The organism is Mesorhizobium sp. B1-1-7 (assembly GCF_006442705.1).
GTDB classification, from domain to species: Bacteria; Pseudomonadota; Alphaproteobacteria; order Rhizobiales; family Rhizobiaceae; genus Mesorhizobium; species Mesorhizobium opportunistum.
The window spans coordinates 81,492-102,908 of the sequence record NZ_VFWQ01000009.1; the positions used below are offsets into that span (position 1 = coordinate 81,492).

At 64.1% G+C, this 21,417-nt stretch carries 16 protein-coding genes; 8 read left to right on the forward strand and 8 right to left on the reverse strand.

Annotated elements, in window-relative coordinates; translation table 11 throughout:
- Together FJ978_RS16750 and FJ978_RS16755 are read right to left on the reverse strand one after the other, a co-directional pair.
- On the reverse strand, window positions 1–594 hold the full coding sequence (locus FJ978_RS16750) for a hypothetical protein (protein WP_140572994.1): 594 nt from the start codon (window positions 592–594) through the stop codon (window positions 1–3).
- A gap of 44 nt (window positions 595–638) precedes the next feature.
- Entirely contained in the window at window positions 639–1,256 is a 618-nt protein-coding gene (locus FJ978_RS16755; RefSeq protein WP_140572995.1) for a TetR/AcrR family transcriptional regulator, read from the reverse strand.
- Window positions 1,257–1,330: 74 nt separating this feature from the next.
- Here FJ978_RS16755 and FJ978_RS16760 point away from each other — a divergent pair, with 74 nt between their 5' ends.
- Together FJ978_RS16760 and FJ978_RS16765 are read left to right on the forward strand one after the other, a co-directional pair.
- Window positions 1,331–2,614 carry an MFS transporter gene (locus tag FJ978_RS16760; protein ID WP_181176871.1) on the forward strand — a complete coding sequence of 428 codons (1,284 nt, stop codon included), beginning with the start codon at window positions 1,331–1,333 and terminating at the stop codon, window positions 2,612–2,614.
- A 175-nt stretch (window positions 2,615–2,789) separates the two neighbouring features.
- Window positions 2,790–4,364, forward strand: a complete 1,575-nt coding sequence (locus FJ978_RS16765) for an alkaline phosphatase (protein WP_140572997.1) — start codon at window positions 2,790–2,792, stop codon at window positions 4,362–4,364.
- A 14-nt stretch (window positions 4,365–4,378) separates the two neighbouring features.
- On the opposite strand, the gene FJ978_RS16770 is transcribed toward FJ978_RS16765, so the two are convergent.
- Complete coding sequence (locus FJ978_RS16770; RefSeq protein ID WP_224731358.1) at window positions 4,379–4,660, reverse strand: hypothetical protein; 282 nt, start codon at window positions 4,658–4,660, stop codon at window positions 4,379–4,381.
- Window positions 4,661–4,856: 196 nt separating this feature from the next.
- On the opposite strand from FJ978_RS16770, the gene typA reads away from it, so the two are divergent.
- A complete protein-coding gene (typA, locus tag FJ978_RS16775) occupies window positions 4,857–6,686 on the forward strand; it encodes a translational GTPase TypA (protein ID WP_140572999.1) in 1,830 nt (609 codons plus the stop codon).
- A gap of 57 nt (window positions 6,687–6,743) precedes the next feature.
- On the opposite strand, the gene FJ978_RS16780 is transcribed toward typA, so the two are convergent.
- A complete protein-coding gene (locus FJ978_RS16780; protein ID WP_140573000.1) occupies window positions 6,744–7,370 on the reverse strand; it encodes a DUF1062 domain-containing protein in 627 nt (208 codons plus the stop codon).
- Window positions 7,371–7,814: 444 nt separating this feature from the next.
- On the opposite strand from FJ978_RS16780, the gene FJ978_RS16785 reads away from it, so the two are divergent.
- Entirely contained in the window at window positions 7,815–8,429 is a 615-nt protein-coding gene (locus FJ978_RS16785) for a LysE family translocator (RefSeq protein ID WP_140573001.1), read from the forward strand.
- A gap of 9 nt (window positions 8,430–8,438) precedes the next feature.
- On the opposite strand, the gene FJ978_RS16790 is transcribed toward FJ978_RS16785, so the two are convergent.
- Together FJ978_RS16790 and FJ978_RS16795 are read right to left on the reverse strand one after the other, a co-directional pair.
- A complete protein-coding gene (locus FJ978_RS16790; RefSeq protein WP_140573002.1) occupies window positions 8,439–8,765 on the reverse strand; it encodes a hypothetical protein in 327 nt (108 codons plus the stop codon).
- A 136-nt stretch (window positions 8,766–8,901) separates the two neighbouring features.
- Window positions 8,902–9,465, reverse strand: coding sequence for a peroxidase-related enzyme (locus FJ978_RS16795; RefSeq protein WP_140573003.1), 564 nt, complete (start codon window positions 9,463–9,465; stop codon window positions 8,902–8,904).
- Between the two features lie 137 nt (window positions 9,466–9,602).
- Here FJ978_RS16795 and FJ978_RS16800 point away from each other — a divergent pair, with 137 nt between their 5' ends.
- Together FJ978_RS16800 and FJ978_RS16805 are read left to right on the forward strand one after the other, a co-directional pair.
- A complete protein-coding gene (locus FJ978_RS16800) occupies window positions 9,603–14,393 on the forward strand; it encodes an NAD-glutamate dehydrogenase (RefSeq protein ID WP_140573004.1) in 4,791 nt (1,596 codons plus the stop codon).
- Between the two features lie 390 nt (window positions 14,394–14,783).
- Window positions 14,784–16,160, forward strand: coding sequence for an MFS transporter (locus FJ978_RS16805; RefSeq protein WP_041164539.1), 1,377 nt, complete (start codon window positions 14,784–14,786; stop codon window positions 16,158–16,160).
- 168 nt (window positions 16,161–16,328) lie between these two features.
- Here the strand turns inward: FJ978_RS16805 and purH are convergent, their stop codons facing one another.
- The gene (gene purH / locus FJ978_RS16810; protein ID WP_013892401.1) at window positions 16,329–17,945 is read right to left on the reverse strand and encodes a bifunctional phosphoribosylaminoimidazolecarboxamide formyltransferase/IMP cyclohydrolase; all 1,617 of its coding nucleotides are present in this window, start codon (window positions 17,943–17,945) and stop codon (window positions 16,329–16,331) included.
- A 150-nt stretch (window positions 17,946–18,095) separates the two neighbouring features.
- Between purH and FJ978_RS16815 the strand changes: the two genes are divergently transcribed.
- On the forward strand, window positions 18,096–18,404 hold the full coding sequence (locus tag FJ978_RS16815; RefSeq protein ID WP_013892402.1) for an antibiotic biosynthesis monooxygenase: 309 nt from the start codon (window positions 18,096–18,098) through the stop codon (window positions 18,402–18,404).
- A gap of 25 nt (window positions 18,405–18,429) precedes the next feature.
- On the opposite strand, the gene FJ978_RS16820 is transcribed toward FJ978_RS16815, so the two are convergent.
- Window positions 18,430–20,154, reverse strand: a complete 1,725-nt coding sequence (locus tag FJ978_RS16820; RefSeq protein ID WP_013892403.1) for a heparinase II/III family protein — start codon at window positions 20,152–20,154, stop codon at window positions 18,430–18,432.
- A gap of 311 nt (window positions 20,155–20,465) precedes the next feature.
- Between FJ978_RS16820 and FJ978_RS16825 the strand changes: the two genes are divergently transcribed.
- On the forward strand, window positions 20,466–21,398 hold the full coding sequence (locus tag FJ978_RS16825) for a phytanoyl-CoA dioxygenase family protein (protein WP_140573005.1): 933 nt from the start codon (window positions 20,466–20,468) through the stop codon (window positions 21,396–21,398).
- The last annotated feature ends 19 nt before the right edge of the window (window positions 21,399–21,417 follow it).

Sequence of the window (21,417 nt, forward strand, 5' to 3'; positions counted from 1 at the left end):
TCAGTTGTCGACCCGGCCGAAGGCCGGCACGTTGCCGATGACGGTGTGCCGGTCCTTGCCGCAGGCGAAGGTTCGCGCCTTCTCGTCGGCGAGTTTACGCGCCTGGTCGTTGGCTTGCGAGTTGCCGGTGGCCAGTACGAGGCCGACGGTGCAGCCGACGCGGGCGTCCATCTGGCCGACCTTGGCGACGAGCAACACTTCGGTCGACTTGTTCTCATCCTCGCCATTGCTGATCGTGCGGCGGTGAATGACCGCGAAGGGTACGGCCTTGTCGCCATTGGTCTCGACGCGCCATTCGATCTTGGCCCCGGACGAATTGAAGGCGGAAAAACTCTCCCAGACGGATGTCATGTCGCCGCTGGGCGGAAAACCATAAAACAGCGATTCGCGGGCATCGTCATAGGCGATCAGCACGGGATAGCCACGGTAGCCCGAACAGGCGAGGTCGGCCCAGTCGCCGTCGCCTTGTTCGGCCTGAGCGTAGGTCACGCAGTCCTTCTTCCAGTCGAGATCGGTATAGGCGCTCGATATGTCACCGGCATGGGCTGCCTGAGAGAGGCCGGCGAGGGCAAGCGGGATCAGCAGGCTGCGCATGACGGATATCTCCGTTGGAGCTCGCCACAACGTATCGCCAATCGCTATTTCTTCAAGCTTGCTTCAATCAGCAGGTCGGCATTGCGGGCGACCGACTGCGCCGGTCCACCGAGCCCGAACAACTGGCCGCTGATATAGGCGCCCTCGAGCAGCAGCAGCAGCCCGTCGCCCAGCGTGTCGGCATCCCCAGCGCCCATCGCGGCGGCCATGGCGCGGAGCCGGCGGCGCAGTTCCTGCTTGTTGTCTTCGCTCACCATTCGGGCCGGATGGCCGTGCTCGGGGTATTCGACCGCTGCGTTGGTCATGCCGCAGCCGCGGTAATCGGGTCTTTGCGTGCGCTTTCCGACGCGGGTCAGGAAAGCCTTGATCTGCGCGCGCGGATCGCCAGGATGGGCGTCGACAGCCTCATCGAAGCGCTCCCAGAATTCGAGGTCGTATTGCCGCAGGTACGACGCAGCCAATTCGTCCTTGGAGGGGAAGCTGCGGTAGAGACTGGGCTTGGTGACGCCGGCACGCTTGACGATCTCGTCGACGCCGATCGCCCTTATGCCGCGCCGGTAGAACAGGTCGTAGGCGACGTCGAGGATCTTCTTGGCGGCCTTCGGCGGGGCCGATGCATGACCATCGCTGATGGTCAGTTCAATTTTTTTGTTGGTTGGCATCATGGGACTCGATTGACAGTGTTACCGATCGGTACGTATACATGTTGCCACCCTGCAACGTACCGGTCAGTAACATGATAGCTCAATCCCGCCCATTTGGCCAGCGCTACGCCTTCATCGTGGTCGGCGTCATCTTCCTCTGCCTGCTGATCGCCGCCGGTCTGCGCTCGGCACCCGCCGTCATGATGCTGCCGCTCGAAAACAGCTTTGGCTGGCGGCGCGACGTCATCTCGCTGGCCGCCGGTGTCGGCATCCTGCTCTATGGCCTGACTGGTCCGTTCGCCGCCGCGCTGATGGAGCGGATCGGACTGCGCCGCACGCTGATCGCCTCGCTGGTGATCATGTCGGGGTCGACCGCGCTCAGCCTTTTGATGACCAAGCCCTGGCATCTCTTCATCACCTGGGGCGTGTTCTCCGGCATCGGCTCAGGCGCCGTCGCCAGCGTGCTCGGCGCCACCATCGTCAACCGCTGGTTCAAGACCAATCGCGGCCTGGTCATGGGCTTGATGTCGGCCTCCAGCGCGACTGGCCTCCTGGTGTTCCTGCCGCTGCTTGCCTCGCTTGCGCAAACGGGCGGCTGGAAGCCGGTCGCGGTCGCGGTCGCGGTTGCCACGGCCTGCCTGCTGCCGCTGGTCTGGCTACTGGTGCCGGAGCGTCCGGCCTCGATCGGCATGGTGCGTTATGGCGCCGAGGCTGATGACGTGCCGCCGACATCGCCGGCATCGCAAGGCAATTTCCTGGCGCACACGCTCAACACGCTGCGCCGCGCCGCCGGCACGCGGGTGTTCTGGTATCTGTTCGCCACCTTCTTCGTCTGTGGCTTCACCACCAACGGGCTGGTCGGCACGCATTTGATCGCGTTCTGCGGCGACATGGGCATCGGCGAGGTGCAGGCGGCCGGCCTGCTGTCGATGATGGGCATTTTCGACCTGATCGGCACGACGCTGTCCGGCTGGCTTACCGACCGTTTCGACCCGCGCAAGCTGCTTGGCGTCTATTATGCCATCCGTGGCCTGTCGCTGATCTACCTGCCTTATTCCGGCTTCTCGGCGACCAGCCTGATCATCTTCGCGGTGCTCTATGGCCTCGACTGGATCGCCACCGTGCCACCGACGCTCAGGCTCGCCAACGAGGCGTTCGGCGACCGCAGCGGACCGATCGTGTTCGGCTGGATCGTCGCCGGCCACCAGGTGGGAGCTGCCACGGCGGCCGCCTTCGGCGGCACCATGCGCGAACTGCAGGGCAATTACGAACTGGCCTTCCTGATCGCCGGAATGACGGCCATCGCCGCCGCCTGCATCTCGCTGCTGATCAATACCAGCCGGCCGGCCTTCGATCCCGAACCGCAAGCGGCATAGGCGCGGCCCTCCCTTCTCCCCTTTTGGGCCCGTTGCCTTATTGATCTCTGGGCGTGAGAGGAGACGGAAAGGGCAGCCCTGTTCATTGTTATCAAACGTTCATGATTTCGAGATGCGCCTGAAACATTGAGGCTGGAGCTTGGTGGCAACGTTCAACGCCATCCAGGAGACAGCCATGAACAAGCTCTCGATGACTCGCCGCGCTTTTGTCACCTCCGCCAGCGCCGCTGGTCTGGTCGGCGTTTCCAGCCTGGCGCTGCCCTATTATTCTCGCGCCAACCAGCGCCCGGCCTTCACCCATGGCGTCCAGTCGGGGGATGTCGACGCCACCAGCGGCATGGTGTGGACGCGCACGGATCGCCCGTCGCGTGTCATGTTCGAAGTGTCGTCGACCGAGAATTTCGCCAACGCGATCCGGCTGGCGCCGCTCGATACGTCGCCGGCCAGCGATTATACGGTCAGACGCCTGCTCACCGATCTCGCTTCCGATCAGGACATCTTCTACCGCATGACGGCAGCCGACCTCGCTGACATCAACGCCGTCTCCGAGCCGATCGTCGGCCGCTTCCGCACCGCGCCGGCCTCGAAGCGCGACATCAAGTTCGCTTGGTCGGGCGACACCGCCGGCCAGGGCTGGGGCATCGACGAGACCGGCATGAAGACCTACGCCACGATCGGCAAGCATACGCCCGATTTCTTCCTGCATTCGGGCGACACCATCTATGCCGACGGCGCGATGAAGGACGAGGTCGACCTGCCCGGCGGCGGCAAGTGGAAGAACGTCGTGCTAGTCGATGGCAAGCGCAAGGTCGCCGAGACGCTGGACGAATACCGCGACCAGTGGAAATACAACATGATGGACAGACACGTCCTGGGTCTCAGCGCCATCTGCCCGACCTTTTATCAGTGGGACGACCACGAGGTGCTGAACAACTGGTCGGATTCGAAAAATCTGAGCGCCGACGATCGCTACACGGAAAAATCCATCCATGTGCTGGCGGCCCGCGCGGCCCGAGCCTTCCATGAGATGACGACGATCCGTTACGAGCCGTCGGAGCCCGGCCGCGTCTACCGCAAGATAGCCTACGGGCCGCTGCTCGACGTGTTCTTCCTCGACATGCGCTCCTATCGCGGCCCCAACGGTCCGGACATGCAGGATGAGATGACACCGCAATCGCGCATGCTGGGCGAACAGCAGACGAAATGGCTGAAGCGGGAGCTAGCCAACTCCAAGGCGACATGGAAGATCATCGCCGCAGACATGCCGCTCGGCCTCGTCGTCTGGGACGATGGCGTCAAAAAGGCAGGCGCGGAGGCTGTCAGCAATGGTGACAACGGTCTGCCAAAGGGACGCGAGCTGGAGATCGCCGACCTGCTGCGCTACATCAAGAATGCCGGCATCAGCAACACCGTCTGGCTCACCGCCGACGTGCACTACACAGCCGCGCATTACTACAATCCCGAGAAGGCGCAGTTCCAGGACTTCAGTCCATTCTGGGAATTCGTCTCCGGCCCCATCCATGCCGGAACCTTCGGCCCGAACGATTTCGACATGACCTTCGGTCCGGAGCTGAAGTTCATCAAGGCGCCGACAGCCGAGCAGGGGCAGAACCTGCCGCCGTCAGCCGGCCTGCAATTCTTTGGCCTTGTCGACATTTCCGGCGCCACCGAGCAGATGACCGTGCGGCTGATGGATCGCGACGACAACGAACTCTACAAGATCACGCTCGAGCCGGTACGGTCGGCGTAAAGACCTGACGGTCGTCAGTCCGGGTAGCAGACCATTGGAATGTTCGGCCAGACGGCGCTGTCGCAGTTGGCTGCGTCCTGGCGCTGCTTGAAGGCGGCGCTGACCGGGCCGGTCACCATCGGATCGACGCCGTCGGGGGCGTCGGCGAAAGCCTGCTGGGCCGAAGGCGCATCGATCGGCAGGGCCGGCCGTGCTTCCTTCAGCGTGGCGGCCGACTGCGCGGCGTTGGCCGCCAGCAGAACGGCAAAGGCCGCGGAGGCGATAAGCGGCCAAAATCGGTTGAGTTTATCGGTCATGACGTTCGAACTGCCCGGGCCCTGAATGGTTCCCGCCTTGGTTAACAAAATCATTTCACACGCAGATGCTTAAGATTTGATGAGTATTTGGTGTTGCGCTTCCCCTTTCGCAACTGCGAAAAACCCTGTATGAGCCGCGCAACCGAAAGAGGCAGCGCCTTTGGCCTGCTGCCTGCAACGCTTCCGAGATCAGAACATGAAACTCCGTAATATCGCGATCATCGCGCACGTCGACCATGGAAAGACCACCCTGGTCGACCAGCTTTTGAAGCAGTCCGGCTCGTTCCGCGACAACCAGCGCGTCGCCGAACGCGCCATGGATTCCAACGACCTCGAAAAGGAACGCGGCATCACCATCCTGGCCAAGGCGACTTCGGTCGACTGGAAGGATACGCGCATCAACATCGTCGACACGCCCGGACACGCCGATTTCGGCGGTGAGGTCGAGCGCATCCTGTCGATGGTGGATTCGGCCATCGTGCTGGTCGACGCCGCCGAGGGCCCGATGCCGCAGACCAAGTTCGTGGTCGGCAAGGCGCTGAAGGTCGGCTTGAAGCCGATCGTCGTCATCAACAAGATCGACCGGCCGGACGCCCGCCATGTCGAGGTCGTCAACGAGGTGTTCGACCTGTTCGCGGCCCTCGACGCCACCGACGAGCAGCTCGACTTCCCGATCCTCTATGGTTCGGGCCGCGACGGCTGGGTCTCGGAAAATCCGGAAGGCCCCAAGGACCAGCAGCTTGCGCCGCTGTTCGATCTCGTGATCAAGCATGTGCCGGCGCCGACCGTTCATCCCGGCCCGTTCCGCATGATCGGCACCATCCTGGAAGCCAATCCCTTCCTTGGCCGCATCATCACCGGCCGCATCGAAAGCGGCACGCTGAAGTCGAACCAGGCGGTCAAAGTGCTGCACAATGACGGCACGCAGATCGAAACCGGCCGCATCTCCAAGATCCTGGCCTTCCGTGGCCTCGAGCGCCAGCCGATCGAAGAAGCGCAGGCGGGCGACATCGTCGCCATCGCCGGCCTGTCCAAGGGCACGGTCGCCGACACGTTCTGCGACCTGGCGGTGACCGAAGCGCTGCATGCGCAGCCGATCGATCCGCCGACCGTGACCATGTCTTTCCTGGTCAATGACAGCCCGCTCGCCGGCACCGAAGGCGACAAGGTGACCAGCCGCGTCATCCGCGACCGCCTGCTGCGCGAGGCCGAAGGCAATGTCGCGCTGAAGATCGAGGAATCGCCCGACAAGGATTCGTTCTTCGTCTCCGGCCGCGGCGAATTGCAGCTCGCCGTGCTGATCGAGACGATGCGCCGCGAAGGCTTTGAAATCGCCGTGTCGCGTCCTCGCGTCGTCATGCAGAAGGGCGACAACGGCGAATTGCTGGAGCCGGTCGAGGAAGTCGTCATCGACGTCGACGAGGAACATGCCGGCGTCGTCGTGCAGAAGATGTCGGAGCGCAAGGCCGAGATGGTCGAGCTGCGCCCGTCCGGCGGCAACCGCCAGCGCATCGTCTTCCATGCGCCGACGCGCGGCCTGATCGGCTACCAGTCGGAACTGCTGACCGATACGCGCGGCACCGCCGTGATGAACCGCCTGTTCCATGCCTATGAGCCCTACAAGGGCGAACTGCCGGGCCGCACCAACGGCGTGCTGATCTCCAATGAGCAGGGCGAGTCGGTGGCCTATGCCATGTGGAACCTCGAAGACCGCGGCCCGATGGTCATCGATCCGGGCGTCAAGGTCTATCAGGGCATGATCATCGGTATCCACTCCAGGGACAACGACCTCGAAGTCAACGTGCTGAAGGGCAAGAAGCTGACCAACATCCGCGCCGCCGGCAAGGACGAGGCGGTCAAGCTCACCCCGCCGATCCGCATGACGCTGGAACGCGCTCTGGCCTGGATCCAGGACGACGAGTTGGTCGAGGTGACGCCGAAGACCATTCGCCTGCGCAAGCTCTATCTCGACCCGAACGAGCGCAAGCGCTTCGAGAAGTCGGCCAAGGCTGTCGGCGCGGCGTAATCTTCTGATTCCTTGTATAAAAAGGGGCGGAGCACCGGGTGCTCCGCCCCTTTTTATTCAACCGCCGGCTGCCGAGATGATGGCTTCGCGGTCGGGTTCACCCTCCAGATCGATCAGCACGATCGTCCCCTCGCGAGCCGCTCTGCGCAGGGCTTTGGCCCCGTCCGGCCTTACGGCCAGCAATCGCCTCTCTTGCAAGGCCTGAAGCCGCGACCGCGAGATGCCGAGTTCGTTGGCAAGCAGGCGGTTGAGGCGGAGCGATATCGGCATTTCCAGCCCAAGCCTGAGTTCCAGCGCTGTCGCGCTTTCGCTTGTCTCCCCAACCAGATGCCTTTGCACGGCGACATCGGGGAACTCCTCGACATGTCCTACCTGATTGCGTAGCGCGGAGACGTTGAAGGCATGGCGCCGGGCCAGCCCCGGATCATTGCTTTCGAGCGCCTGCAGCAGCGCCGGTTCGATGTCGCGGCGGTTGCAGCGTTCGAGAATGCCGAAGTTCCAGGAATTGTCGCAATCGACGCAGCGATAGATCAGCCACACGTCGATGCGCTTGCCGTTGGCGTTGACGCGGAATTTTCCGCTGCAGCGATACGCCTTCACGCCGCCGCAGCGATTGCAGTTGATGAGGGGTCGAGGAGCGATTGCGGGCGCGATCGCCCAGTGGATACGCACAGTGCCGGACATGCCGATAAGCCCTTCCCGTCGGGAAGTTCATCCGGTCGGCAATCTCGAGATGCCCATGCGGGCGCGGCGTGGCGGTAGGCTGCGGAGATTGTGAAGTCGGGTGTCGCTGGCGGAAAGCGCGCGACAGCGGTTCAGCAGTGCCAAACCGGTCTCGAACCGCCGCCAGAGGAACACATGAAAATGAAAACAGGCATCGCGAATGCGGCGCCATGCAGGTGTGTCGGGGGAGTTGACGAGACCGGCGGTTACGTAGGCAAAGTGAAGCTCAGAAATTGTTTCGCGGCGGTTCTTCTAGCCGCGGGACGCGGAAACGGCAAGGGATCGCGAGCAAGGGATCGCGAGCATGGAGGCCCGGGCTGCCGACCAAAGCGATTACCTTGTCTTTGCCAATGCTGCTGTTGCTGGCTAGTGTGGCAGTCAAACCTCAATCCGAGATCCCCTGCCATGCATCTCACCTCGCTGCTCATTTTCGCCGCTGCCCTGTTTGTCGCTGCCGGTTCACCGGGCCCCTCGATCGCGGCTCTGGTCGCGCGGGTCATCTCGAAGGGCTTTCGCGACGTGTTCCCGTTCCTGCTCGCCATGTGGATCGGCGAGGGCATCTGGCTGTCGCTGGCGGTGTTCGGGCTGGCCGTGGTGGCGCAGACCTTCCACTTCGCCTTTGTCGTGGTGAAATGGGTCGGCGTAGCCTATCTCGCCTACCTCGCCTGGAAGATGTGGACCGCACCTGTCGACGCCAGGGAAGGCGAGATGCCGCGCGAGGATTCTCCGGTGAAACTGTTCTTCGCCGGCATGGCGGTGACGCTCGGCAACCCCAAGATCATGATGTTCTACCTGGCGCTGCTGCCGACCATCATCGACCTGGCCTCGGTCAGCATCGTCGGCTGGGTCGAGTTGACGGCGACCATGGCCGTGGTGCTCATCGCCATCGATCTCGCCTGGGTGCTCGCCGCCTCGCAGGCGCGCAAGCTGCTGAAGAGCAAGCGCGCCATGAAGATCGCCAACCGCGTCAGCGCCACGACGATGGCCGGTGCTGCCGCGGCCATCGCGGCGCGGTCCTGAACCGGCGCGTCAACCCATCATATTGAGGATCGGCGCGATCTCGACGTTGCAGTTCGGCTCCATCAGGATCGGACAATCCTTGGCCTTGCTGGTGGCGTCGTCGATGTCTTTCGCCTCGATGATCGAATAGCCGCCGGTCGGGTTGCTGCCGCCATTGTTCTCGACCTCGCCGCCGGGCAGGACGGTTTTCGACATGCCAACCGGATTGCCACGATCGACCACAGCCGAGCCAAGTTTTCCGAACCAGCCCGTCCAGCTGTCCGTCAACGCCTTTAGATCGGCCTCGGTCGCCGGCATCTTGCCGGAACCGTGATAGACGTAGAGAAACTTCGCCATGTTCTCCTCCCTTCATCCGCGGCATCGAACCGGCATGCGGTCACGCCGCGCGCCGATCATCGGACCAAACGGGCAAACAATCAACGAAGATGAGGGATAGCTAATATAAGGCGGGCAGGATTCCGGCCGCCGCGCCTCACCTTGCCATGGCGTGGTATTCGTCGTTCGGCCGCATGTCGATCGCCGCCGCCACGCGGTTCGACATGTTGAAGAAGGCAGCGGTCGAGGCGATGTCCCAGATGTCGCGGTCGGTGAAGCCGGCCTGACGCAGCGCGGCCCGATCGGCCTCGACGATCTTGGCCGGCTCTTCGGTCAGCTTGACGGCGAATTCGAGCATTGCGGTCTGCTTGGGCGAAAGATCGGCGGCGCGGAAATCCATCACCATCATCTCGCCGAGCGCCGGGTCGCCGGACAACTGGCGCACCGCCGCGCCGTGCGCGGTCAGACAGTAGTAGCAGTGGTTGATCGAGGAGACGGCGACCGCGATCATCTCGCGCTCCAGCTTCGACAGGCCAGACTCGCCCAGCATCAGATCGTTGTACATGTCGGTGAAGGCGCGCAGTTTCTTGTCGTCGAAAGCGTAGGCCTTGAGCACGTTGGGAACGAGGCCGAGCTTCTCCTCGCATTTGGCGAAATAGGCTCTTGTCGGCTCGCTCAACTCTTCGGGAGCCAGATCAAGCGCCGAAATTTTGCCGTTCATTGGTCATCTCTCCACCCTGGATGATGGCTTGCCGCCGAATTCCGACAATTCTTGGCAAGCCGTCAAACCTTTGTCGCCAAACAGCGGTCATCTGCTACCATAGTCTCAAAAGCATGCGACGGGAGGCAAGAAGCATCATGGCCAGCGTGAAAACCGCAGCTAAGTCGAAGAAGAAGCCAACAGCGGCGGCGAAAACGGAGGAAAGGCCAGCCAGGCTTGCCGATTATTTGCTCGCCCGAGCGCCGGCCGAAGACATCGCGGCCTATGAAGTGGCCGACCTCGAACGCGCCGCCGACCTCGCCGGTCAGGCGGTCGCCGGGCACAAGAAGGGTGAGTGCGTCGTCGCCGTCGAAGCCGATTCGGGTGTGTTCCGCGACGGCCGGCCGGTCACGGTGATCACCGTCGTCAACGACAACATGCCGTTCCTGTTCGATTCCATCCTCGGCGAGGTCACAGAAACCGCCGGCGAGCCGAGCCTGGTCACCCACCCGGTCATCACCGTTCGCCACGGCAAGGGCGGAGTGGAAGAGATCCTCGGCGATGGCAATTTCGCCAAGGACGACGGCAGCCACGATCGGCTGAGCGTCATCCACGTTCATATTCCGCGGCTGACGGCGGAGGCTGCGAACGGCTTGACCGAGCGGCTGCGCAAGATGCTCGGCCAGGTCCACGCCGCCGTCAACGACTGGAGGCCGATGCTGGCCCGGCTCGACCAGGCGATCTCGGAATTCCGCTATTCGGCTGTGCCGCTCGACAAGAAGAGCGTCGCCGAGGCGATAGCTTTCCTGGAGTGGCTGCGCGACGACAATTTCACCTTCCTCGGCATGCGCGAATTCAAATACACCGGCGGCGAGGAAAGCGGCACGCTGGAGCGCGCCGACAAGGCCGGCCTCGGCATCCTGACGGATCCCGACGTGCTGGTGCTCAGGCGCGGCACCGAAGCGGTGACGACGACACCGGAAATCCGCGCCTTCCTGCACGGGCCGGAGCCGCTGATCGTTACCAAGGCCAATGCCAAGTCGCTGGTGCACCGCCGCATCTATCTCGATTACATCGGCATCAAGACCTACACCGCCAAGGGTGCGTTGGCGGGCGAACTGCGCATCGTCGGCCTGTTCACCTCGACCGCCTACACGCGCTCGGTGATGAAGATCCCCTATCTCAGGTCCAAGGCCGAAACCATCATCGCAAAGTCCGGCTTCGACCGCCACGATCATTCCGGCAAGGCACTGATCAACGTGCTGGAGAGCTATCCGCGCGACGAACTGTTCCAGGTGCCGGTGCCGATCCTGAGAAAACACGCCGCGGCCATTCTCGGCCTGGTCGAGCGGCCACGGGTGCGGGCGCTGGTGCGTGCCGACCAGTTCGACCGCTTCGTCTCGATCCTCGTCTTCGTGCCGCGCGACCGCTACGACAGTGTCGTGCGCGAGAAGATCGGCGCCTATCTGAAAACCGTTTTCGAGGGCCGGCTGTCGGCCTATTACCCGGCCTTTCCCGAAGGCGGGCTGGCGCGCGTCCATTTCATCATCGGCCGTTCCGGCGGCAAGACGCCGAAAGTCGACCAGGCGACGATCGAGGCGGCGATCCGAGACATCGTGCGCACCTGGGAGGATGCCCTTTCCGACGCGGCGGATGCCCATGGCGGCGACCAGGCGCTGAAGGCGATCGCCGCGAGGCTGCCGAAGAGCTATCGCGATTCGTTCAGCGCGGCGGAGGCATTGGTCGATGCCGGGCGCATCGCCAAGATCGGCGCCGACAATCCGATCGCCATCGACTACTACCGCCATGCCGAGCAGAAGCCGCATCAGGCGGCGCTGAAGATTTTTCACCATGCCAGCCCGGTGGCGCTGTCGCGTCGGGTTCCGCTGCTGGAAAACATCGGCTTTCGCGTCATCAGCGAGCGCACCTTCGAGGTTGGTGACGTGCAGTCCGGCCGGGTCTTCATCCACGACATGGAGTTGGAGAACAGCTATGGCAAGCCGATCGACCTCGGCGATGGCGGCGCGCTGTTCGAGGACGCGTTCCTGTCGGTCTGGCGCGGCGATGTCGACAATGACGGCTATAACTGCCTTGCCCAGACCGCCGGCCTGTGGTCCGGCGAAATCACCATCCTGCGCGCCTATGGCCGCTATCTGCAGCAGGTCGGCATTCCACAAAGCCAGGACTTCATCGCCGCGGCACTGAACCGCTATCCCGACATCGCGCGCGGCCTGCATGCGCTGTTCATCGCCCGGCTTGGCCCGACCGCCGATGGCGAAGGCGTGGTGGCAGCCAAGCATCTCAAGGCCAAGATCAAGGATGCGCTCGAAGATGTGCCCAACATCGATGACGACACCATCATCCGCCGCTACCTCAATCTGATCGAGGCCTCGCTGCGCACCAATCATTTCGTTGCCGATACGAAGGAGAAAGGCCAGTCGCTGGCGATCAAGCTCGACTCGCAAGCGGTGGAAGGGCTGCCGGCGCCACGGCCGTGGCGGGAGATCTTCGTCTACGGTTCCGAGGTCGAGGGCCTGCATCTGCGCTTCGGCCCGGTGGCGCGCGGCGGCCTGCGCTGGTCTGACCGCGCCCAGGACTACCGCACCGAGGTGCTCGGCTTGGTCAAGGCGCAACAGGTCAAGAACGCGGTCATCGTGCCGGTCGGCGCCAAGGGCGGCTTCTATCCGAAAAAGCTGCCGATGAGCGCCGGGCGCGACGCGATCTTCGAGGCCGGCACATCGGCCTACAAGAATTTCGTCTCCAGCCTTTTGTCGATCACCGACAATATCGGGCTGGACGGCGTCATTCCACCGGCCGGCGTCGTCAGGCGCGATCAGGACGATCCGTACTTCGTCGTCGCCGCCGACAAGGGCACGGCGACCTTCTCCGACACCGCCAACGCGATCTCCGAGAAGCACGGCTTCTGGCTCGATGACGCCTTCGCCAGCGGCGGCTCGGCCGGCTACGACCACAAGAAGATGGGCATCACCGCCAAAGGCGCCTGGGAAGCGGTCAAGCGGCATTTCCGCGAGATCAACCGCGACATCCAGACGTCGCCCTTCACCGTCGTCGGTGTCGGCGACATGTCGGGCGACGTGTTCGGCAACGGCATGCTGCTATCGCCGAAGACAAGGCTGATCGCCGCCTTCGACCATCGCGACATCTTCATCGATCCGGACCCGGACATGGCGGCCTCGATGGCCGAGCGCGAGCGCATGTTCGCTCTCGCCCGCTCATCCTGGCAGGACTACGACAAGAGCAAGCTGTCGGACGGCGGCATCATCGTCTCGCGCAACCAGAAGTCGATCACCTTGCCGGCGGCATCGGCGGCGGCGATCGGCTTGGCCAAGACGACCGCCACGCCGGTCGAGATCATGACCGCCATCCTCAAGGCGCCAGTCGATCTCCTGTGGTTCGGCGGCATCGGCACCTATCTCAGGGCGTCGACCGAAACCAATGCCGAGGTCGGCGACCGCGCCAACGATGCCGTCCGCATCACCGCGCTCGACGTTCGTGCCAAGGTGATCGGCGAAGGCGCCAATCTTGGCGTCACGCAGCGGGCGCGCATCGAGTTCGGCATGAATGGCGGCCGCTGCAATTCCGACGCCATCGACAATTCGGGCGGCGTCAACTGCTCCGACGTCGAGGTCAACATCAAGATCGCGTTGGCGTCGGCCATGCGCAAGGGATCGCTGACGCGCCCGGCGCGCAACAAGCTGCTGGCCGAGATGACCGACGAGGTCGGCTCGCTGGTGCTGTCGAACAACTACCAGCAGACGCTGGCGCTTTCGATCGCGCGCAAGCGCGGGCTCGCCGACATCGCGCATCAGGCGCGGTTCATGACCGCGCTCGAGGCGCGCGGCCTGCTCGACCGTGCCGTCGAGACGCTGCCGTCGCCGGCAGCACTTGCCGAGCGCGAGGCACGCGGCGAGCCGCTGACCCGGGCAGAGCTCGGCGTGCTGCTCGCCTACGCCAAGATCGTGCTGTTTTCCGACATCGTCGCCAGCGACGTGCCTGATGATGCGCATTTCGACCGCGACCTGATGGGCTATTTCCCGGACCGGATGGGCAAGAAATACGCCGCCGAGATCCATGGCCATAGGCTGCGCCGCGAGATCATTGCCCGTGTCGTCGCCAACGACCTCGTCAATCGCGGCGGCCCGTCCTTCGTCAACCGGCTGCAGGAAGCCACAGGCCGCACCGCCGCCGACGTGGTGTGCACCTTCGCAGTGGTGCGCGACGGCTTTGCGCTGCCGGCGCTCTATCGCGAGATCGACGCGCTCGACAGCCAGATCGACGGCCAGGTGCAGCTCGATCTCTACCAGATGGTCAGCCGGCTGATCTATGTGACCAGCGGCTGGTATCTGAAGAACGATGCCGGCACGGCGCCGCTCGGTCAGCGCATCGCCGAGTTGCAGGAAGCGCGCAAGGCGCTGGAGCCGAAACTTGTTTCGCTGCTGCCGGCCTTTTCACGCGAGCGGATCGAGGAGAAGCGGCACGGGCTGTTCAAGGCCGGCGCGCCGGAACGGCTGGCCGGGCAGTTGGCTCTGAGCGAGGTGGCGGAATTGATCCCCGACATCGCCCTGACGGCGCGCACCGCCGGTGCCGACATCGTCGCCGCGGCCAAGGCTTTCTTCGCCGTCAGCGACGCTTTCCGCATCCCGCGCGTCGAGGACGCCGCGCGCTCGATCACGCCTTCGGACTATTATGACCAACTCGCTCTGTCCCGTGCCACCGACACGATCGGCGCGTCGCGTCGCGGCATCGCGGTGGCGGCGCTTACCGGCCATGCCGATACGGCGGATCCGGTGGCGGCCTGGCTGGAAGCCGGCGGCGAGCGGGTGGCGCGCATCCGCGAGCGGTTGCAGGCGCTGACCGAAGGCGGCGACATCACCGTGTCGCGGCTGTCGGTGGCGTCGGGCCTGATGAGCGATCTGACGGGGATGTGAGGTCGATAGCGTGCATAGCAGCTTGGCGCATGCATTGTCATGCCGCGCTGGTCGACCCCCACTCCGTCTCGGCTTCGCCGAGCCACCTCTCCCCCGATCGACGGGGCAGAGGAAAGGCGCCAGGCTCTTTGCCGTCAACGCGCGTCCAGCAACGCTCCTTTCCTTTCCCTCCGGAGGGGGGAAAGGTGGCGCTGCGAAGCAGCGACGGATTGGGGGCAATCAAGCCTCGGCCGATCAGTCACGCTAATCACACAAGATGTGCGCATAGCGTAGCTTTCGTGGGGTACGGAACCCAGGAGCAATGAACGGCAGCTGGACGCTTGTCATTTGCGCGGTCATGAAAAACATGCAGACATGGCGCCCGACACGGGCGCGGCCGGGGGAATCATCATGGCGGTAGAAACAGTGCAGCGTGCATCCGGACGCGGCATCTGGGGATGGATGTTCTTCGACTGGGCGGCGCAGCCGTTCTTCACGGTCGTCACCACCTTCATCTTCGGTCCCTATTTCGTTTCGCGCATGGCTGGTGATCCCAACACCGGCCAGGCCGTCTGGGGCTACGGCATCGCCGCCGCCGGGCTGGTCATCGCGGTGCTGTCGCCGATCCTCGGCTCGATCGCCGACCAGACCGGGCCGCGCAAGCCGTGGATCGCCTTCTTCGCCGCGATCAAGATCACCAGCCTTATCCTGCTGTGGTTCGCGGCGCCCGGCTCGAACCTGTTCCTGGTCGTGGCGCTGTTCTCGCTGGCTTCCGTGGCTGCCGAGTTCTCCACCGTGTTCAACGATTCCATGATGCCGCGGCTGGTGCCGAAGAGCGAGATCGGCCGCATCTCCAACGTCGCCTGGGGCCTCGGCTACCTCGGCGGCATGATCGCGCTGATCTTCGTCGTCACCTGCCTGGCCGGTTCGCCGGAGACCGGCAAGACGATCATCGGCATCGACCCGCTGTTCGGGCTCGACCCGAAGCTCGGCGAAGACGCCAGGGCCACCGGACCGCTATCGGCCGGCTGGTATTTCCTGTTCATCCTGCCGATGTTCTTCTTCACGCCGGACGCCATCAAGGGCATCCCGATCGGGCCCGCGGTGCGCGAAGGCCTGTCGGAGCTGAAATCGACCCTGGCCGAGGTGCGCAAGCGCGGCGGCATCTTCCGCTTCCTCGTCGCCCGCATGATCTACCAGGACGGCGTCAACGCCCTGCTGGCGCTCGGCGGCACCTTCGCGGCAGGCATGTTCCACTGGTCGATCACCGAGATCGGCATGTTCGGCATCATCCTCAACGTGGTCGCCATCTTGGGCTGCTGGGTCGCCGCACGGCTGGACACCGCGCTCGGCTCAAAGGCCGTGGTGATGATTGCGCTGGTCATGCTGTCGGTCGCCACCATCGGCGTCGTCTCGACCGGCCCGGGCTTCACGCTGCTCGGCCTGATCCAGCTGCCGACCACCGATTCCGGCGGGCTGTTCGGCACGGCGGCGGAGAAGGCCTACATCCTGTACGGCCTGCTCATCGGACTGGCTTTCGGTCCTGTGCAGGCGTCGTCACGTTCCTACATGGCGCGCAGCGTCACGGCCGCCGAATCCGGCCGCTATTTCGGCATCTACGCGCTGGCCGGCCGCGCGACCAGTTTCCTGGCGCCGTTCCTGGTGGCGACGATCACCGCGGTGAGCGACTCGGCCCGGCTCGGCATGGCGGTGATCATCCTGTTCCTGGCTATAGGTATGGCGATCCTGCTCAGGACGCCTTATCCGGCGGATCGGCCGGTGGAATAGCGCCTCTTCCTTCTCCCCTTGCGGGAGAAGGTGGCCGAGCGAAGCTCGGTCGGATGAGGGGTGCGCCAGGGAACGCCAACGCCTCACTCCGCTGGAACACCCCTCAACCGTCTCGGCGCTGTCGCGCCGATCCACCTTCTCCCACAAGGGGAGAAGGAAAAAGGTGCTTCAATGCCTGAAATGCCTGACGCCCGTGAACACCATGGCGATGCCATGCTTATCGGCGGCGGCGATGACGTCGTCGTCGCGCATCGAGCCGCCGGGCTGGATCACCGCTGTGGCGCCGGCTTCGATGGCTGACAGCAAACCGTCGGCGAAGGGGAAGAAGGCGTCGGAGGCGACGACCGAGCCCTTGGTCAGTGGCTCCGCCATGCCGGCCGCTTCCGCCGCGTCGAGCGCCTTGCGGGCGGCGATGCGTGAGGAATCGACGCGGCTCATCTGGCCGGCGCCGATGCCGACGGTGGCGCCGTCCTTGGCGTAGACGATGGCATTCGACTTGACGTGCTTGGCTACGCGGAAGGCGAATTTGAGGTCGGCCATTTCGGCCGGGGTCGGCGCGCGCTTCGTCACCACCTTCAGCTCGAGCTCGTCGACCACGGCATTGTCGCGGCCCTGGACCAGCATGCCGCCGGCAACAGACTTGACTGTCGTACCGGGCGAACGCGGATCGGGCAGGCCTCCGGTAACCAGCAGGCGCAGGTTCTTCTTCGCGGCGACGATCGCCGCCGCCTCGTCGGTTGCGTCTGGCGCAATGATCACCTCGGTGAAGGTTTTCACGATCTCCTCGGCCGCCTCGGCGTCGAGGGTGCGGTTCACGGCGACGATGCCGCCGAAGGCCGAGACCGGGTCGCAGGCCAGCGCCTTGGCGTAGGCGGCTTTCAGCGAGGCGCCCTCGGCGACGCCGCACGGGTTGGCATGCTTGATGATCGCCACGGCGGCGGAGCGGCCGGGATCGAATTCGCCGGCCAGTTCGAAGGCGGCGTCGGTGTCGTTGATGTTGTTGTAGGACAGCTGCTTGCCCTGCAGCTGGCGCGCCGTGGCGACGCCCGGCCGCTTGTCGCCATTGACGTAGAAGCCGGCGCCCTGATGCGGGTTTTCGCCATAGCGCATCACCTCGGCCAGTCTGCCGCCGAAGGCGCGCCAGGTCGGATGCTCGATGTCGAGTGCCTCGGCGAACCAGCCGGAGATCGCCGCGTCATAGCTGGCGGTGCGGGCAAAGGCCTTGGCGGCCAGCTTCTTGCGGAAATCCAGCGACAGCGAGCCGATGTTCATCTCCAGCGCGTTCAGCACCGAGGCGTAGTCGCCGGGATCGGTGACGATGGCGACGTAGGCATGGTTCTTCGCCGAGGCGCGGATCATCGCCGGGCCGCCGATGTCGATGTTCTCGACGATCGCGGCGTAGTCGGCGCCGGAGCGGCGCACTTCCTCGAACGGATAGAGATTGGAGACGACGAGATCGATCGGCTCGATGCCATATTTGCGCATCGCCGCCGAATGTTCGGGATCGTCGCGCACGCCAAGCAGCGCGCCATGCACCGATGGATGCAGCGTCTTGACGCGGCCATCCATGATCTCGGGAAAGCCGGTGAGCTCGGAAACGTCGCGCACCGTCATGCCGGCCTCGGCGATCGCCCTGGCGGTGCCGCCGGTCGAGACCAGTTCGACGCCGGCCGCGGCCAATGCCCTGGCGAAGTCGATCAGGCCGGTCTTGTCGAAAACGGAGAGCAGGGCACGGCGGACGGGAACGAGGTCCGGTGCGGGAATGTTCTTGGCGGCGAGGGCCATGGGCTGGCGGCCTTTCACGGCTGGTGTGATGGATGCCCGCGCCGTAGCATATGAGGCCCGGAAATCAAGCGCCGCGCGTCATTCGACGGCTTCATACGCAATTTGGCGGCATCCAGTATAAGCTCATCTGCTCGCGACGGAGGAAAACCTATGGCATTCGTGCGTATTGGCCAGTTCAGGGCGTTGCCGGACACGACGGAGCAGTTGCGGGCCGTCTACGAGGCCGAGGCGATCCCCGCCATCCGCGCCGCCAACGGCAATATCAGCGCAGTGCTGCTGCAGCAGCACCAGGCGCGCGACACGTTCATGGCAATCACCGTTTGGAGCACGGCCGAGGATGCCGAGCGCTATGACCGAAGCGGCGAGGCGGCGGCGATGGTCGACAAGATCCGCTTCGCCTTCGCCGGCCCGCCATCGCTCAGCACCTATCAGGCCTTCGGTATCCCGCAGCAGGCTTGAGCGAGCCGACTGGTTTGGCGGCGGTTCAGTTGTTTTCCGGATAGCCGGCGATGCTGGTGCGCGTCAGCTGCCAGTGGACTTCGGACACGTCCGACGCCTTGAAGGCAAGCACGATCTGGCGGTTGCGGCGCGGGCCGCCAAGACCGGCGAAATAGATCGATTCCTCGACCTCCGGCACCACTTCGGCCGAGGTGAACACCCAGGTATCGGCCTGATCGGCGGTCAGCACCAGGCGGTCATGCTCGTCCTGCAAAAGGTTGATGTCTGGATGGACATGGAAGCGCACCGTGATGAAGTCGCGGCCATTGTTGCGGATCGCGGCATTGCCGGGCCGCTGGAACCGATCCCTGCCGGCGAGCACATTGCCGTTCGAGGACAGTTTCAGGTCGCGCTCATGCAGGAAGCCGAAGCGCTGGAGATAGCCGTCATGACGGGCGATGAAGCCGTGAACGCCCTTCTGGTCGGTGCGCTTGCACTGGACATGCTGCGGGCCGCCGATCAAGGGGGAACCCAGCTGGTCGTTGACCCGCAGCGAATGGGTGAACCGCGCCGACGAGGTGTCGTTGATGGTGGCGGTCGAGTGCGCGGCGGTGGCGCGGGCCAGCGGCCGGAACTCGGCGGCGCCATAGGTGTCGATGCCGGCGTTGACGATGTAATGCTGGCGGCCCGACGACAGCTCGAAGGCAAGACAGCCGGCGTGGGCCGCGTTGGACACGTCGACCGGCGGCGGCAGGCCGGTATCGGCTATGACGGTGGTACCGCCCATCGACAGCCGCTCATAGCCCGAATGCGGCGCGTGCAGCAGCGGAGCTCCGGCGGTGTCGTCGTGGCGCAGGATGGTAGCGATGCGGTCGTGGATCGTGGCGCCCATGCCGTTGAAGCGGGCCAGGCTGCCGTCCTGGTGGCGGAAGAAGCGCAGCGCCGGCAGCATGCGGTCGATGGCGCCGATCAGCGCCTGCGGCGGCGCCTCCGCCTGGTTGGCGTAGGTCTGTCGCAGCGGCAAAAGGTCGGCGAGGATTTCCAGCACCGTCATCGGATTGCGTGAGATATGGCCGCCGTCGGCGAGGATCTGGCGGTTGAGTTCCTCGGCCAGCTTGCGGGTGGCGCCGCGCAGCGCCGAAGCCGGTGCCGGCAGGGAAAGTGCCGCGAAGGCCAGCGCGATGCGAGCCCGCAGCCGGTCCTTGCCGTCGGGCATTTCGCGGGCCATCGACCTCAGGTAGCGGATCTGGACGGCCAGCGATTTCAGGAAGGCGCGATAGAACGGAAACTCCGCGCCTTGCAGCACCACGGAAGAATGCTGCAGCCAGGCGATGATGCGCTTGGCCGTGATGCCAGGTTCCCAGGCGATGCCGGAAATATGGCTGCCATGCATGGTGATCCAGTCGGAAACCAGAGCGCGGGCATTGGCGGCGGCAAGCTCGGTGCCGGCTGCACGCATATGGCGAAGCCAGCGGAAGCCATGCAGCGTCTTTTGCCAGCCGTGATTTGGAACATTGATCTGGAAGGGTGACTTGCCGCCGGTCTCGACCAGATGCCCCGACAAGGGATAGCGGCCGTAATAGATCTCGAGCGCGATCTGCGGGTCGGCGAGGCGCAAGTCCGGCGGCGCGATCAGCACGCGTTCGGGCGTGCGCCCGGAATAGCGCCAGCGATAGACTGGCCCGGCGCGCAAGCGCCGGCGCGTCTTGCGCCAGAACTCCTTCGCGACAAGCGTCCAAAGACGCGTCGTGTTGCTGGCAACCAGTGCCAAAAGCCCTCCTGAACGTCCTCTACCCCGGTGCAAGTTTATATGATTCAAGAACTTATGCGAAGGCCGATTTCGCCTGATCGAGCCACTTCACGCGGCCGTGGCCGGGTCGTCCCTAAAAAAGTCACGTCTTTTCCGGGTCATACACCCGGTTCATGCCGCGACTTATGTCCTCTTGTGGCGGTGGCGATCGGCACCAGGCATAGTGCCGGCTGGTCATGAGCGAAAGGGTCCGGGTCGGTTTTCCACCCATGGGAAGAGTTGAGATACCAAGCTATTGTTCTGCCAAGGTCGAAGCCATCCAGGTGATTGAAATGTCGATATCAGCCGGCGAACAGGCATTGCGGGGCGCCCCGCCGGTTGCCTTGACAGCCAACGGCAAGGTGCTGTCAACGATGCCGAACAGGCTGGGCTACCTTTCCCCGACGGACCCTTCCGTCGGCGTCGAGGCCATTCGCCGCCTTTTTGGAACGCAAGGCTATGTCTGGCTGAAAGGGCTCTTGCCGCGCGGTGAAGTGATCGAGTTTCGCGGCTGGGTGCTTTCCCATCTTGCCGATAGCGGACTTTTGAAGCCGGCGACCAACCCTTCGCTCGGTATCGCTTCCGACAGTGCTATCGATCACCAGCTCGCCAATCGCCGCTTGATGTCGGTGGTCCGTTCGACAGCCTATGAGGGCTTTTGCGCGCAGCCGCGCCTATCGCGCCTGATGGACGCTTTCACGGGCGGGCTATCCTACTTGCACAAGCGAAAGATCATGCGCTTCACCTTGCCCGGCACCGCCACCGCGACGCCCGCGCATTACGACCTCGTCTATCTGCGCGGCGGCACAAGCCGCGTGGTGACGGCCTGGATACCGATCGGCGATGCCTCGATCGACATGGGAGGTCTCATCTACCTGGAGGGATCGCATGCCATCGGCGCTACCCTGGAGGCACAATTCGCCAAGGAAAATGCCGATCTCGGTCCCGAGGAACGCATCAGCGCCTACAACCGCAATATGACAGAGGGTGGCTGGGTGTCGAAGGACCTGCCTCACATGGCGGAACGGTTCGATACAAGGTGGCTGATGGCGGATTTCGAGGCGGGCGACATCGTCCTTCACTCACCCTACATGATCCATGCCTCCACGACCAACCAGAGCAAAAACGGACTGATCCGGCTGTCGACGGATATCCGCTACCAGAATGTCGACGACGAAATCGATGCTCGTTGGAGCAACCACTGGAGTCTGGACGACATGCTTTAGGGTGTGTTGATATTCAGAT

Coding starts and splice junctions, on each gene's coding strand:
- FJ978_RS16755 (WP_140572995.1), bottom strand. CDS start 1,256: ATGCCAACCAACAAAAAAATTGAACTGACCATCAGCGATGGTCATGCA.
- FJ978_RS16785 (WP_140573001.1), top strand. CDS start 7,815: ATGCATCTCACCTCGCTGCTCATTTTCGCCGCTGCCCTGTTTGTCGCT.
- purH (WP_013892401.1), bottom strand. CDS start 17,945: ATGGCCCTCGCCGCCAAGAACATTCCCGCACCGGACCTCGTTCCCGTC.
- FJ978_RS16780 (WP_140573000.1), bottom strand. CDS start 7,370: ATGTCCGGCACTGTGCGTATCCACTGGGCGATCGCGCCCGCAATCGCT.
- FJ978_RS16815 (WP_013892402.1), top strand. CDS start 18,096: ATGGCATTCGTGCGTATTGGCCAGTTCAGGGCGTTGCCGGACACGACG.
- FJ978_RS16795 (WP_140573003.1), bottom strand. CDS start 9,465: ATGAACGGCAAAATTTCGGCGCTTGATCTGGCTCCCGAAGAGTTGAGC.
- FJ978_RS16790 (WP_140573002.1), bottom strand. CDS start 8,765: ATGGCGAAGTTTCTCTACGTCTATCACGGTTCCGGCAAGATGCCGGCG.
- FJ978_RS16765 (WP_140572997.1), top strand. CDS start 2,790: ATGAACAAGCTCTCGATGACTCGCCGCGCTTTTGTCACCTCCGCCAGC.
- FJ978_RS16805 (WP_041164539.1), top strand. CDS start 14,784: ATGGCGGTAGAAACAGTGCAGCGTGCATCCGGACGCGGCATCTGGGGA.
- FJ978_RS16750 (WP_140572994.1), bottom strand. CDS start 594: ATGCGCAGCCTGCTGATCCCGCTTGCCCTCGCCGGCCTCTCTCAGGCA.
- typA (WP_140572999.1), top strand. CDS start 4,857: ATGAAACTCCGTAATATCGCGATCATCGCGCACGTCGACCATGGAAAG.
- FJ978_RS16770 (WP_224731358.1), bottom strand. CDS start 4,660: ATGACCGATAAACTCAACCGATTTTGGCCGCTTATCGCCTCCGCGGCC.
- FJ978_RS16760 (WP_181176871.1), top strand. CDS start 1,331: ATGATAGCTCAATCCCGCCCATTTGGCCAGCGCTACGCCTTCATCGTG.
- FJ978_RS16825 (WP_140573005.1), top strand. CDS start 20,466: ATGTCGATATCAGCCGGCGAACAGGCATTGCGGGGCGCCCCGCCGGTT.
- FJ978_RS16800 (WP_140573004.1), top strand. CDS start 9,603: ATGGCCAGCGTGAAAACCGCAGCTAAGTCGAAGAAGAAGCCAACAGCG.